The sequence below is a fragment of the Pseudoalteromonas rhizosphaerae genome, assembly GCF_028885455.1.
Classification (GTDB): Bacteria; Pseudomonadota; Gammaproteobacteria; order Enterobacterales; family Alteromonadaceae; genus Pseudoalteromonas; species Pseudoalteromonas rhizosphaerae.
This window is the reverse complement of the sequence record NZ_CP118496.1, coordinates 3409643-3423944: the sequence shown is the minus strand read 5'-3', so window position 1 is coordinate 3423944 and position 14302 is coordinate 3409643. Positions and strand designations below refer to the sequence as shown.

General features: G+C 40.9%; 10 protein-coding genes and 1 pseudogene. 7 read left to right on the top strand and 4 right to left on the bottom strand.

The window, feature by feature from the left end; translation table 11 throughout:
* Entirely contained in the window at window positions 1-1329 is a 1329-nt protein-coding gene (locus PVK79_RS14675; protein ID WP_145233234.1) for a DEAD/DEAH box helicase, read from the bottom strand.
* Between the two features lie 215 nt (window positions 1330-1544).
* Here PVK79_RS14675 and trhO point away from each other — a divergent pair, with 215 nt between their 5' ends.
* Complete coding sequence (trhO, locus tag PVK79_RS14670) at window positions 1545-2552, top strand: oxygen-dependent tRNA uridine(34) hydroxylase TrhO (protein WP_145233236.1); 1008 nt, start codon at window positions 1545-1547, stop codon at window positions 2550-2552.
* A gap of 100 nt (window positions 2553-2652) precedes the next feature.
* On the top strand, window positions 2653-3078 hold the full coding sequence (gene aroQ / locus PVK79_RS14665; RefSeq protein WP_257326075.1) for a gamma subclass chorismate mutase AroQ: 426 nt from the start codon (window positions 2653-2655) through the stop codon (window positions 3076-3078).
* Between the two features lie 197 nt (window positions 3079-3275).
* On the opposite strand, the gene PVK79_RS14660 is transcribed toward aroQ, so the two are convergent.
* Window positions 3276-4343 (bottom strand): linear amide C-N hydrolase, encoded by a 1068-nt coding sequence (locus PVK79_RS14660; RefSeq protein WP_182735629.1) that lies wholly within the window; start codon window positions 4341-4343, stop codon window positions 3276-3278.
* Between the two features lie 296 nt (window positions 4344-4639).
* Here PVK79_RS14660 and PVK79_RS23475 point away from each other — a divergent pair.
* Window positions 4640-4743: pseudogene (locus PVK79_RS23475) on the top strand (transposase); the annotation flags it as partial.
* 95 nt (window positions 4744-4838) lie between these two features.
* On the opposite strand, the gene PVK79_RS14655 reads toward PVK79_RS23475, so the two are convergent.
* On the bottom strand, window positions 4839-5180 hold the full coding sequence (locus PVK79_RS14655; protein WP_149982479.1) for a hypothetical protein: 342 nt from the start codon (window positions 5178-5180) through the stop codon (window positions 4839-4841).
* Window positions 5181-5590: 410 nt separating this feature from the next.
* Here PVK79_RS14655 and PVK79_RS14650 point away from each other — a divergent pair, with 410 nt between their 5' ends.
* From PVK79_RS14650 to PVK79_RS14635, 4 genes are all read left to right on the top strand, one after another.
* Window positions 5591-6607, top strand: coding sequence for an efflux RND transporter periplasmic adaptor subunit (locus PVK79_RS14650; protein WP_182730593.1), 1017 nt, complete (start codon window positions 5591-5593; stop codon window positions 6605-6607).
* 2 nt (window positions 6608-6609) lie between these two features.
* Complete coding sequence (locus PVK79_RS14645; protein ID WP_257326074.1) at window positions 6610-9690, top strand: efflux RND transporter permease subunit; 3081 nt, start codon at window positions 6610-6612, stop codon at window positions 9688-9690.
* A gap of 93 nt (window positions 9691-9783) precedes the next feature.
* Window positions 9784-11679 (top strand): DUF294 nucleotidyltransferase-like domain-containing protein, encoded by a 1896-nt coding sequence (locus PVK79_RS14640; RefSeq protein ID WP_145233241.1) that lies wholly within the window; start codon window positions 9784-9786, stop codon window positions 11677-11679.
* A 3-nt stretch (window positions 11680-11682) separates the two neighbouring features.
* The gene (locus tag PVK79_RS14635) at window positions 11683-12393 is read left to right on the top strand and encodes a 3'-5' exonuclease (RefSeq protein ID WP_182735627.1); all 711 of its coding nucleotides are present in this window, start codon (window positions 11683-11685) and stop codon (window positions 12391-12393) included.
* Window positions 12394-12476: 83 nt separating this feature from the next.
* Here PVK79_RS14635 and PVK79_RS14630 read toward each other — a convergent pair whose 3' ends face one another.
* Entirely contained in the window at window positions 12477-14057 is a 1581-nt protein-coding gene (locus PVK79_RS14630; RefSeq protein WP_145233245.1) for a BCCT family transporter, read from the bottom strand.
* Between the last annotated feature and the right edge of the window lie 245 nt (window positions 14058-14302).

The following is a 14302-nucleotide window of genomic DNA, read 5'->3' as shown; positions in this document are numbered from 1 at the left end:
TTATTCCTGTTCTGGCTTTTTACGACGGCGCATTGGTGCATCACCATCAATATTAAGAGGGGCTTTGATTGGCGCTTGTGGCTTTTTAGGTTTTGCTTTGCGTTTAGTCACAGCTTTTACTTTAGGCTTTACATTTTCTTGTGCTTTAGCCCATGTTGCATCAGGTTTTGGTTCGCGTAAACCTTTAAACTTACCTTTTAACCCTGCAACGGTATGAAACTCAAGTTCATCATTTAAGAATGATTTAATTGCTTTATAGCTTAACCAATCTTTAGGACCGACCAGTGAAATAGCGGTGCCTTTAAAGCCAGCTCGACCAGTACGACCAATACGATGCACATACTCTTCGGCGTGTTTAGGTAAATCAAAATTGATTACATGAGTTACGCTCAGTAAATCAAGACCACGAGAGGCAACATCGGTGGTTATTAAAATTTTAAAGTTTTCACGGCTAAAGCCGTCCATGATATCTAAACGTTTATTTTGTGCTAAATCACCTGCTAATGCTTGGGCTTTAAAACCTTTAGCATTAAGTGATTCGCTTAAACGGCTGGTATCTGTACGAGTCGCTGTAAATATAATGCATTGCCCGACCTCGTCTTGCTTTAAAAAATGCTCAAGCAGCGCTTCTTTATGATCAAGGTGATCTGCTAAATATAAGCTTTGTTTAATATCTGAATGTTGTTCGTTAGCCGCACTAAGGGTAATTTGTTTTGGCTTTTTCAGTAAATTACGTGATAACGCATCGACTTGTGCATGATCCAGTGTCGCTGAAAACAATAATGTTTGGCGCAGGCGATGATCAGCTTGCTCGTTGATCATCTTTAACTGTGCAGTAAAACCTAAATCTAAAATACGGTCAGCTTCATCAAAAATAAGTAACTCAAGGCCACTTAGTTGTAATGAGCGCTGAGTTAAGTGATCGGCTAAACGACCCGGTGTAGCAATAACAAATTGCGGGTCGTTACGCAGTGCTTTAATTTGATCATTAAAGTTCTCACCGCCTAATATTTTCACCGCTTTAATATTAGTACCTGCAATTAGCAGGCGAAGTTGGGTAAATACTTGGGTCGCCAGTTCACGAGTAGGCGCCACGATAAGCACACGAGGATCACGTTTACTGAGCGCCTTTTGTTTCATAACCCGTTGAACAGCAGGTAATAAAAATGCCAAGGTTTTGCCCGACCCAGTTTTAGACTGGGCGAAAATGTCATGGCCTGCCAGTGCGGTGGGCACTGCATGGGCCTGAATATCAGTGGGCTGGGTGATCCCTTGATGCGCTAATTGTGTTTCAAGGCGAGTATCAATCCCAAGATCAGTAAAATGCAAAGTGTGTTTCTCCAAAATGAGCAATTTGTTTGGGTATAAATAATTTCGCTATTATAGCGCAGTCCCGAGTGCGGCTAACAGTAAAAAGCCAATTATCACTGCTTTTTTTGCATTTAATTAGAAAAAGCGTAAAATACGCGCCCTCAATATGTATTATGCGCCGGATTTACGATTCGGTTACCGCCAATAACGGCTAAAGCAAAATAGGAATCACCATGACTGCTGTCCATAAAGACAATGTAACCAGCGAGCACTTTGTTGTATGTGCACTTTATAAGTTTGTTTCTTTACCTGAATACGAAGCCCTACGCCAACCATTGTTAGATGTGATGGAAGCCAATGAAGTACGTGGTACTTTATTAATTGCCGCAGAAGGTATCAACGGCACAGTTTCTGCCAAGCGTGAAGGCATTGACAACCTTTTAAGCTGGTTAGACAGCCAACCAAACCTTGATAACATTGTTAGCAAAGAATCATTTGATGATGAATGCCCGTTTTACCGTACTAAGGTAAAACTAAAAAAAGAAATCGTCACAATGGGTGTTGAAGGGATTGATCCGCTGAAAGTGGTTGGCAGTTATGTAAAACCACAAGATTGGAATGCATTGATCTCAGATCCTGAGGTTATTTTAGTTGATACCCGTAACGATTATGAAATCGAAATTGGTACTTTTCAAAACGCAGTAGACCCAAATACTAAAACATTCCGCGAGTTTCCGCAGTGGGCGAAAGAAAACCTCGATCCGAGCAAACATAAAAAAGTAGCTATGTTTTGTACTGGTGGTATTCGCTGTGAAAAATCAACTGCTTACATGAAAGAGCAAGGTTTTGAAGATGTGTACCATCTTGAAGGCGGCATTTTAAAATACCTAGAAGAAGTACCAAAAGAAGAAACCATGTGGGAAGGTGAGTGCTTTGTATTTGATAATCGCGTAGCAGTCGATCACGACTTGCAAAAAGGCTCATACGATCAATGTCATGCGTGTCGTATGCCAATTACTGAAGACGAAAAACTCAAACCAGAGTACATGGAAGGTGTCTCGTGTCATCATTGTATTGATGATGTCACCGATGAACAACGTGAACGATTTGCTGAGCGTCAAAAGCAAATTGAATTAGCGCAAGCTCGTGGCGAAGGCCATATTGGCAACGAAGCACAAGCCGTTTTACAAAAGCGTAAAGAAGCTAAAAAAGCGCAAAAAGACGCACAGCGTAAAAAGTAATTTAGTAGAGCTATTACTACCGTTTTATAAAGCCTCAGCATTGTCTGGGGCTTTTTTGATGGTAATCAAGATTGAATAAATTTTAATCATTAGGTTTTTATTGCACAATAACAGCCCCCTAATTCACAAGCTAAGATATTATGTTTCGAATCATCTTGACCTTTGCTGCTCTCATCTAATTTTTGTGCTGCAAGTACAGCACAAGAGCTTTTTCAACAATAAACTGCGCTTGAGTTACATGGAGGATGTTGCGCTTTATAAGAGTAATAATAACCAAGCTATTAAAGATAAAGAGCGCGAGCTATTTATTATTAACAATGCAAGTTTGTCAGCAGAAAAACAAGGCTTAAACAAAGAAAGTGTCATCGCGTTTTTTCGTGCCCAAATATCTGCAGCTAAAGCTATACAATACAGATACCGCGCCGACTTGCTTAGTAAGCCAACAGATAAAGAGCCTAGAAATTTAGATACAGTTATCGGGCCTGCGCTGATAAAATTTCATCACTGTTGCCAAAAGCGGCATTGACCTAGCTTTTAGAGTTTTTCAGCAACAGTGGGGGATATATAAGTAATTGGATACGTTTAAGATCTAAACGATATATGAGCAACACAGAATTTCTGAATAGTTATAAACTTTAGTTCGCTGTTTACTAGGTTTTAAACTTGCTATATTAAGTCCACAACTAATATCGATCATTGCGGACTTACACTGTAAACTAATTTTTAATATGGATTACTATCTAACCCTTTAAATTTAAAAGGTTTTGATTTAATAAAATAAGAACTGGATTCCCCAGCATAAGTCTGGTTTTTATCTAATGCCAACTTCATGACATCTGCATTTTTTTCAAAGTTCACTTTATTAAAGTCTACCCAAACAACATTTGGAGTAAGCGCATTTTCAAAGTAGTAAATTAAATTCCCCTGATCAGCAACAACTCTCCAGCGAGTATTAGATAAGTGAGGTTGCCCCTCGATTGCAATTCCATAAGGAACTGAAACATTACGGACTACGCTAAACACACTTGCGGCTGCGATTTTAGGGTCACTAGTCTGTGGTAATACGCTCAAGTAATAAGATGCTCGAACAAAACGATCGGCGGCTTTACCAGTACCTGGGAGAAAGTCTTGACCAGAGACCGTATCCCAATAGCTCTTTATAGCAAGTTGTTGTTCATATACAGGGTCATTAGTCATCACTTTATATGAACGATCATGATGTATTTTTAATTTGCCAGCTATGTACTCAAAAATAGCACTATCTCCGCTTGCATCAGATAATGATAAGTGAACTGTCGTGAACTTATCGGTGTCAGGAATAAAGTCTGATACAACTGCAAACTTTTCTTGTTCGAAAAACTTTACCGCCTCATCAACAGTTGCGAAATTATCAAGCGCGTACTGTGCCCAAGCTGCAATAGTAAGACCTGGACGCTCACCATCATAATCAAATTTGGGATATTCAGATGCTACCAACCATAATAGGTTTGCAACTAGTCCTTTTTCATTCATTCCGTCAGGTGCTGCAATATCCCATGAGCTAGCGACTACGCTTCCATACTTTGAACGCCATCTAATTGAGTTAGGCCCAACCTCACCATTACGCTCAATCCCCTTGGGGAAAATCCATAAATTTGCAGGGATATTAATAGAAAAATCCATACTTCTACCGGTCAACACCGTGTTATCTGGGCCATGATAAACAAGGCGAGTACACGCATTAACTTTTGCGTTTAGTAGCATAGTAGAAATCAGAAAAATTTTAGTAGTCGTTGCAATAAATTTTTTCATATCTAGGACCCTTTTTTAAATTATGTCTCAGTCTGCACAAAGTACCGCAAATGTTATGCAAATAAACCTTTCTTGCACCTAGGCTGTACCTGGAATAAGACATCAGATCACAAAAGATAAAACCACATCATTTGATGACCAATACAAACTTTAAATTTTAGCTCATTTTTTCTATGTTATTAGTGAGATTAGAATTTATTTATATTTTTAAAAGGAAAAAGTAAACACGCATTCTAAAGTATGTATTTTCCATATTATTAATTTTTAATTAGTCCAAAATACAAAATGGTTGATACATGGCAATTGCAAGGAAACGTCAAATAAATTGTGTGGATACGGTTATTACCATTGCGTATCCCGTGGCGTGCGTCGTGCATTTTTATGTGGTGAGTATCTTTTTTAGGTAAATAATTGTGATAGGTGTCATCTTAAGTTCTAAATAAGCGTGTTAACACGGTGATGTTTTTATTAAATCACCATGTATACATGCTAACTTTAGATTAATGTTTTTAAATGCGCTTCGGCGGCATTGGTGAGCTGTTCAGGTGTCATGTCTTTAGCGTTATCTACAGCAATAGTGCATTGCTCTAGTGTGTACACATCTTTTTTATACATAAAAATCAGCGGCTCACAACCGTCCTCTTTAGCTTTTGCTGATGTCCAATAAACGGCTGAAAATTCAACATTGCCATGTTCGTAAGACTCAACGCTAACTTCTCCGCTGTGATCGAATTGTAGTTGTTTAGAAAGCTGTTCACTGATGTTAATAAGGTTGACCAAAAATACGGCTTCTTGGTGTGTAATACCATGTATATCGGTAAATTTTTGCTTAAACATAATTGTCCTTTTAAATATAAACTAGCAGAGTGGACCCTAATAAAAACTATTGTTGCATACTATACCTGTTTGCCCACTTACTCAAAAGTACTTAGCAATAAACTAGATATTTTTGACCACTTTCAGGGTTTATTAACCCGTAAATTCAACAATTTTTAGTTCTAAAAGCTCAAACTACCATTATGAGTAAATTTAAGACAATACCTTATTCTGACCAATTAGGCTGTTTATGTATAGGGTATTTATAGCTAGTTAGCCTCTTAGCATTAAATACACTGCCCTAGTTACTTTCCCCTATAAAGGTATTTCAACGTATTGTTTTGACAGTTAATCGAACTAGACTTTTTATTGATCAAAACACTGTTACACTGCGTACCATAATGGAAATAATAATTAATTAGGTGATCTTTTTGAAATTACGAGTTCTTTTAGTCAGTGTTTTTATTACTTGTTCAGCGGTAATGCCATCGGCATTTGCTGCTAACGTAATTGTTGAACCTGTTGCGATGGAACGTGCAAAAGAGCAAGTTCAAGCGGTTGGTAATGCCGAAGCGATTCGCTCTGTTATCCTCTATCCTGCAGTGGGGGATAAAGTCACGGCTGTGCATTTTAAACCCGGTGATCAGGTAACCGCAGGAGCTATTTTATTAGAGCTCGATTCGCGCAGACAAAAAGCGGCGCTTAATGAAGCGAAAATAAAACTTGCAGATAGTGAACGAATACAAACACGTTTACAGCAAAGTCATGCTAAAGGCGCGGTGCCAAAAAGCGATCTAGATGATGCAAAAACCGTGTATGAGTTAGCTATGGTTGCGGTGACTAAAGCCGAAACCGAATTAGAAGATCGCCAAGTACGAGCACCTTTTAGTGGCACCATGGGGTTAACGGATGTCGAAGTTGGCGATCGAATTACCACTCAAACAGCCATCGCCAGTATTGATGATACTCGTTCGTTATACATTAATTTTAATGCACCAGAGTCAGCTATTACAATGCTTAGAACTAGCGGTAATGTGACTGTGATGCCGTGGCAAGGAAGCGATGCGATAAATGCGCAAGTCGCTTATCTTGACTCACGCATTGATCCACAAACACGTACGCTGCGTGTCAAAGCAAAACTGGATAATGCACAAGCACAATTTTTACCGGGTATGAGTTTTAGAGTACATATTGAGGTATTAGGGCAGAGTTTAGCTGCAGTGCCTGAAGCTGCGCTTTTATGGGGGGCAACTGGCCCCTATGTATGGAAAAGTGTTGAGCAAAAGGCAACTCGCGTTGATGTTAAAATTCAGCAACGTTTAGCGGGTCGTTTGCTCGTATCTGGGCCTTTAAACGAAGGCGATATTTTGGTAGTTGAAGGCGTACAACGTTTACGCCCAGCGCAAGAGCTTAATTATATCAAGCCGCTTGCAGCAGCGCAGGAGTAGGTATGAAACAACAACCTATGATGCAAGATCTCCCTTCAATGGCCATTCGCCGCCCAGTGCTTATTGTAGTACTTAATTTACTGATCATTATTGCGGGTATTGCGGCCATTGCCGGGGTTGAAGTTCGTGAACTGCCTGATGTTGATACGCCAAGGATCACGGTGTCGGCTTCATTTCCTGGTGGCTCCCCAGAGACTGTTGATACCGAAGTAACCAGTAAACTTGAAGGGGCGGTAGCCCGCGTAAGTGGTGTAAAAACTATTCGCGCACAAAGTGAAGAAGGTAACGCACGGATTGTTGTTGAGTTTCGTGCTGGTGTTGACCTTGATGATGCTGCGAATGAAACCCGTGAGTCGGTAGCACGTGTACAACGTGAGTTGCCTGAAGAAGTTGAGCGCGTTTCTATTATCAAGGCTGATAATGATGCTGAGGCGGTTGTATCGCTAACCGTATCAAGCGATACCATAGCCCTTGAAGCGTTGACTGAACTGGTTGAGGTTGATTTAGCACCGCAGTTTTTAACCATTCCAGGTGTGGCCGATGTACGTTTAAATGGTGACCGAAAACGTGTTTTACGGGTGCGTCTTGATCCACTCAAATTAACCAGTTTTAATTTAACCGTTCCTGATGTAGCCCAAGTACTGCGCCAAGCGCCATTTGATGTACCGGCAGGTAGTTTGAAATCGACGGATCAACAAATTATAGTGCGCGCAGATGCAACCTCAGTTACCGCTGAGCAAGTGGCCGATATTATTATTCGTGATGGTACGCGTATTGGTGATATTGCGGCGGTGTATTTTGGTCCTGCGGATCCTCGCTCTATGGTGCGCTTAAACGGCCAGCCAGTGATTGGCATGGAAGTTATACGTCAAGCACAGTCAAATACCATTGAAATATCTGACGAAGTATTAAGTTTATTAGCAAAAATGCAAACGCGTTTTCCGGAGCTGAAATTTACTTTAACTTCCGATGATGCACAATTTATCAGGAGCTCAGTTGATGAGGTGATTTACTCACTGGTGTTAACTGTGCTGCTGGTGATCATTACATTATGGGTATTTATCGGCTCTTGGCGCGCGACTTTAGTGCCTGCATTTGCAATTCCTGTTGCCTTGATTGGTTCATTAGCGTTGATATGGGCACTGGGTTTTTCAATCAATATACTTACTTTGCTGGCATTAGTGTTAGCAACGGGGTTGATTGTTGATGATGCGATTGTGGTCAGCGAAAACATTCAACGTCAACGCGGTTTAGGCCTTGGCCGCCGTGCTGCTGCGGTAATTGGCACGCGAGAAGTGTTTTTTGCTGTTGTCGCAACGACAGCGGTGTTAGCGGCGGTATTTGTTCCTATCGCTTTTTTACCCTCAACCGCAGGGCGATTATTTAGGGAGTTTGGTGGGGTACTTGCGGGAGCGGTGATCATTTCAAGCTTTGTAGCGCTTTCATTAGTGCCAGCGCTCACCTCAAAGCTAAAACTCAAACAAGGTGGTAAACACCCATTTGCTAAAATAGGTCATTGGCTTGCTAATATTTATACTAAAACCATTCATTGGGTGCTTGATCATGCGTGGCTTACGTTTATAGCTAGTATATTAGTCGCTGCGGGTTCGGGTGCTTTGTATCTCAATTTAGATAATGAATTACTGCCTTCAGAAGATCGCGGAAAAATACGTATCTTTGCTCGGGGCCCTGACGGTGTTGGTTTGAATTTTATGGACCGTCAAGCAATGCAAATGGAAGATATTTTGCTGCCGTATGTGCAAAGCGGCGAAATTGAATCTATTTATACTGTTGTAGGGCAGTGGGATCCAAATATTGTGTTTATTACCGTGCCTTTAAAACACTGGGATGAGCGTCATTTTTCACAGCAAGAGATCATTAATAAAATTCGAGGTCCGCTGGGTAATATTCCTGGGGCGGCAGGTTATCCGTCTGGGTCAAATAGTTTAAATTTACGCGGTCAAGGTGGTGGTATTGAGCTGGCACTATTAGGGCAAGATTACCTGCAGATTTATAAGGCCGCACAAGATTTTGCTGCACAGGTTGAGCAGACTATCCCGTCGATTGACAACGTGCGTATTTCATATCAGCCATCACAGCCGCAATTGCGCGTTAATATTGATAGACGCCGTGCAGAGGAATTAGGGGTGTCACTGAGTGATATATCAATCACCTTACGTGCTGCGATAAATGGCGATGATATTGCAGATTTAAATATTGGTGACCAATCGGTACCGATTATTCTGCAAGCACAAAATCAAACCATTAAAGATCCCAGTGATCTCGCTAATTTATATATCAGTGCAAATAGCGGTCAGTTAGTACCACTGAGTAGCGTTGCAACCATAACAGAAGAAGGTGTTGCCGCCGAGCTTGAACGCCACGCACAGCGTCGTGCTATCGAGCTTGATATGGAACTGCCGGCGGACATGAGTATTGCACAGCTGGTATCGCAATTACGTGATATTTCAGAGCAAACGCTACCAAGTGGCATTAGCTTGGCATTTAAAGGTGAAGCTTTAACCTTTGAAGAAACTTCTAATGAAGTATTTATCACTTACATACTGGCATTTTTAATCGTATTTTTAGTATTAGCTGCACAGTTTGAAAATGTTAATAGCGCCGTGGTGGTGATGGTAACGGTACCGTTTGGTATTACATCAGCAATTTTAGCACTGTATTTAACTGGTACTTCGTTAAATATTTACTCGCAAATAGGTTTGGTGATGTTAATTGGTTTAATCGCGAAAAACGCGATTTTGTTAGTTGAATTTGCTGACCAATTGCGCGACCAAGGTTTAACTGTTCGTAAAGCTGTAGAGCAAGCAGCATTAGTACGTTTAAGACCAATTACTATGACCTTGATATCAACCTTACTAGGTGCACTGCCGCTGATATTATCAACCGGGGCGGGAGCTGAGGCTCGCAATGCCATTGGCTGGGTCGTGTTTGGTGGCTTGTCTTTAGCGGTGCTATTTACGTTGTACTTAACACCGGTAATTTACTTGGGCTTAGCACGCTTTACTACCCCTCGTGGTGATGAAAGTAAGCAACTTGCGCAGGAGCTTGATAAGGTAGAGTAAATCACAATTAAAATAGCCTAATTAACTATTTATCTTTGAAAAATAAGTTAATTAGGCTCACACTTGGGAAAGCTATCCCCAACAGGTTTTTTTATGCAAGCCGAACAAGTAGAAATCGCGCAGTTTTTAGCACAACACCCGCCTTTTGACAGCCTACCGAGTAAAGCAATCAATGAGCTCGCGCAACAGGTTGAAGTCGCCTACTTTAGAGCGCACACCGATATTTTATTATTTGGTCAAGATATAGCCGATCTTTATGTGATCAGAAGCGGCTCTGTTGAAATGTATCGACGTAATGGGGAACTGGATAATCGTTTAACCACTGCCGGTATATTTGGGCAGATGGGTTTACTGATGAATCGCAAGGTTCGCTTTCCAGCTAAAGCACTTGAAGATACGCTAGTGTATTGCATTAATGTTGAACTATTTAACCGCTATTGCGACGAATTTGATTCATTTGCTGACTATTTTGAAACGGATGGTAATGTTCGTTTACATCAGGCAATTGTTGAACAAGCCGATGGTAATGATTTAACCACAGCAAAAGTAAAATCGCTGATCCACCGTGATGTGGTAACAGTTAATACTGATTCAACGGTGCAACAAGTTGCCCAGCTTATGACTGATGAATCGGTGTCATCGGTTTTAGTTACTGATAGTACCAAACCTATTAACGACGACCCAGAGGAAGATGATGGTCAAGTTGTTGGTATTATCACAGACAAAGATTTACGTACCAAAGTCATTGCTCATGGGCTGGCATTTGACACACCCGCGCATACAATAATGTCTACAAACTTGGTTTTATTAGATGCCAATGCCTATGTTTTCGAAGCTGTACTTGCGATGCTACGTGATAACTTACATCACTTACCGGTGGTGCAAAAACGCCGTCCAATTGGGGTTATTTCTCTTTCTGATATTTTACGCTATGAATCACAAAGCAGCTTGCTATTGGTACGTGGAATACTTGCGCAGCAATCGATTGAAGATTTAACCCACTATGCACGCCAGCTGCCGAATGTGTTTGTACGCATGGTAAATGAAGATGCAAACTCGCATATGATTGGCACGGCAATGGCTGTGATTGGCCGCACTTTTAAACAAAGGTTACTGGTATTAGCCGAAGAAAAGTATGGGCCGCCGCCGGTTGCATACTGTTTTATCGCATTAGGTTCAATGGCGCGGGATGAGCAACTCATTGTTACTGATCAAGATAACGCGCTCATTCTAGATGATGATTATGATGATGAACTTCATGATACGTATTTTCAAAATATTGCCGATTTTGTTTGTGATGGTTTAGCTCAATGCGGTTATACCTATTGTGATGGCGAAATAATGGCGTCATTTAAAAAATGGCGAAAAACACGTGCACAATGGTTTGAGCAATTTGCTCAGTGGATAGAGCTGCCTAAACCGCAAGCCTTACTAAATAGCTCCATATTTTTTGATTTAGACGGGGTGTGGGGTAAAACCAAATGGGCCGATGAGCTTAAAATATTTATTGCCAAACAAAGTAAAGTTAATCGCGTATTTTTAGCTAATATGGCTGCAAATGCCCGCAACAGAACCCCACCATTGGGGTTTTTTAAAGGCTTTGTTATGGAGCACAACGGTCAGCATAAACGTTCTATGAATTTAAAGCGCAGAGGCACAGCGCCGCTTTCAGATGTTATTCGGGTTCACGCATTGGCGGTTGGATCACGTAAGCAAAACTCGTTCGAACGCTTAGAAGATATTATTGAAGCCAAGCTTCTACCACAAGGCAAAGCACAAGATTTGCGAGATGCGCTGGAATATATTGCCATGATGCGGATCCGTCACCAAGCGTGGCAAATTGAACAAGGGGAAGAACCCGACAACGATTTAGACCCTCATTTATTATCGCCTTTTGAGCAGCGTAACTTAAAAGAAGCTTTTGCAATTTTAGAAAAAGCACAAAGCTATTTGAAATTTAGTTACTCAGCAAACTCTGGGGTAAAGTAATTTATGGCTTTCAGAAAGCAAGCAATGATTGACTGGGCAACACGCTATAAAAATTTATTAAGCGGCGCTCAAAATGACACTATCAAACGTTTTTATGGAGCTGCTTTTAGCGATAAATTCGCAGCAATTAAAGATGTGCCATTTGTTGCAATGGACTTTGAAACAACCGGTTTAGATAGCACTAGTGATGATATTGTCAGCGTTGGTTTAATTCCTTTTAATTTACAGCGTATATATTGCAAAGATAGTCGCCATTGGGTGGTGCGCCCTAGGCGTAATTTCAACGAGGGATCCATTGTAATACATGGCATAACGCATTCAGAAATTGATGATGCACCGGATTTTAATCATATTATTGAGCCATTATTGCAAGCACTCAGTGGTAAAGTCGTTGTTGTACACTATGGCGCGATTGAGCGGCACTTCTTAAATACTGCACTGTTACTTAGGCTTAACGAGGGGATAAACTTTGCTTTGGTTGATACCATGGAAATTGAACGAAAAGCCTTAAAAGCCAGGCAGGGTTTGCTAGGTTGGTTATTTAATTCTAAGTTAGGATCGCTTAGATTAGGTGATTGTCGCCAGCGCTATTCATTACCTGTGTATAAAAACCATAACGCTTTAACTGACGCTTTAGCAACGGCTGAACTGTTACAAGCACAATTGAGTCACCATTACCGAGAAGATACACCGATCTCGCAGTTATGGAGTTAAAAGTTTCTTAACCTGAACTTTGGCTAATAAGCTTAAATAAAAAAACGCCGCAAATTTGCGGCGTTTGTGGTTTTAAATAGCGTTTATTTAGCCGGTAACGGCTCAGTTCTCAGACCTAAAATAAGGCTTAAACACATAAACAGCAAGACGATTGTAAATGGTAAGCCGGTAGAGACCGCACCTGCTTGCAGTGCTTCGATTGCTTGTGTACCACCAATCCACAGTAGCGCGGCTGCGATAGCACCTTCAATAGATGCCCAAAATATGCGTTGTGGTACTGGCGCATCAATTTTCCCGCCAGCAGTGATAGAGTCTATTACTAATGACCCTGAATCAGATGAAGTGATAAAAAACACTAAAACTAATAGCACAGCAATTACAGACAAAATATTAGACATAGGTAATTCATCTAGCATTTGAAACATAGCCATAGGGACATCGGTTAAACCATTTAGGCCAAGTGCGCCAACACCATTGACTACTTGATCAATTGCGATACCGCCGTAAATTGACATCCATAATACTGTAACCAATGTTGGAATAAGTAATACCGCAATCAAAAATTCACGGATAGTACGACCGCGTGATACGCGAGCGATAAACATGCCTACAAACGGTGACCACGAAATCCACCAAGCCCAGTAAAATACAGTCCAGCCATGCATCCATGTTTCGTCTTCACGGCCATGTGGATTACTTAATGGAATGATATTTTCTACATAACCCATAAAGGTGGTAGGAATATTACCCATCGCAACAGCAAAGCCAACTAAGCAAACAAATACCAAAAGGGCAAAAGCAATTAGCATGTTGATATTACTAAGGAGTTTTACACCGCCATCGATACCACGCACAACAGAAATAATAGCCAGTAGGGTAACGCCAACAATAACGAGTATTTGTGAGCCAATGCCACCTTCGAGACCAAACACGTGGTTTATCCCCGCAGACGCTTGCTGAGCGCCTAACCCCAATGATGTTGCCAAGCCAAATAAAGTTGCCAGTACTGCTAAAATATCAATGATATGACCAGGCCAGCCCCATGCTTTATCGCCCAATATAGGGTAAAAAATTGACCGGATAGACAGTGGTAAACCTTTGTTATATGTAAAGAATGATAGTGATAAGCCAACTACAGCATAAATAGCCCAAGGGTGCAGGCCCCAATGGAACATAGTTGCCCCCATTGCCAGTTTTGCAGCTTCTGGGGTGTTGGCTGTTACATTCAGTGGTGTTTCATACCAACCAGTAAAATATGCAACCGGTTCAGCTACCCCCCAAAACATTAAGCCAATACCCATGCCTGCGGCGAATAACATAGCGAGCCATGAAACACGAGTATATGAAGGCTTAGCATCACTGCCTCCTAAACGGATCTTTCCGTAAGGAGAAACAATCAGTGCTAAACAAAAAATAACGAAGAAGTTTGCAGCCCACATAAACAAGGCATCAAAATTATTAATTATATCGAGTTTCACACCATCAAGTGCTGCTTTTGCAGTTTGTGGATCGGTAGCGAGAATGGCGATTAAAAAGATGACAATCAGGCCCGCGCTGATGCCAAAAACAGGGTTGTGTATATCAAATCCCCATTTTTGCACGTTATCCTGACCTACGGTGTAATCCGTATTGTCGATACTATATTTGTCATGATTTTCGCTCATGCAATACCTCTTTTGTTGTCCTAACAAGCTGCTTGTTACCAGCAACATACCTAATTGAATTAGTCTAAGTAACCTGAGCTTTGGATAATAAATCACTACGTTAGTAAATTTTTAAAGCAAAGTTCAGGTTAGGTAATAATTGATACTTAAATTTATTTGAAGACTAACTAATTTAAAAGATGATCATACAGCTACTAGTGTATGAGTTAAATACCAAATGTAAATGATTTTGTAGTTAAATAGCG

What these genes read in the sequence shown, in the direction of transcription:
- PVK79_RS14660 (WP_182735629.1), bottom strand. Translation starts at nt 4,343, where the DNA reads ATGAAAAAATTTATTGCAACGACTACTAAAATTTTTCTGATTTCTACT.
- PVK79_RS14635 (WP_182735627.1), top strand. Translation starts at nt 11,683, where the DNA reads ATGGCTTTCAGAAAGCAAGCAATGATTGACTGGGCAACACGCTATAAA.
- PVK79_RS14655 (WP_149982479.1), bottom strand. Translation starts at nt 5,180, where the DNA reads ATGTTTAAGCAAAAATTTACCGATATACATGGTATTACACACCAAGAA.
- PVK79_RS14645 (WP_257326074.1), top strand. Translation starts at nt 6,610, where the DNA reads ATGAAACAACAACCTATGATGCAAGATCTCCCTTCAATGGCCATTCGC.
- trhO (WP_145233236.1), top strand. Translation starts at nt 1,545, where the DNA reads ATGACTGCTGTCCATAAAGACAATGTAACCAGCGAGCACTTTGTTGTA.
- PVK79_RS14630 (WP_145233245.1), bottom strand. Translation starts at nt 14,057, where the DNA reads ATGAGCGAAAATCATGACAAATATAGTATCGACAATACGGATTACACC.
- PVK79_RS14640 (WP_145233241.1), top strand. Translation starts at nt 9,784, where the DNA reads ATGCAAGCCGAACAAGTAGAAATCGCGCAGTTTTTAGCACAACACCCG.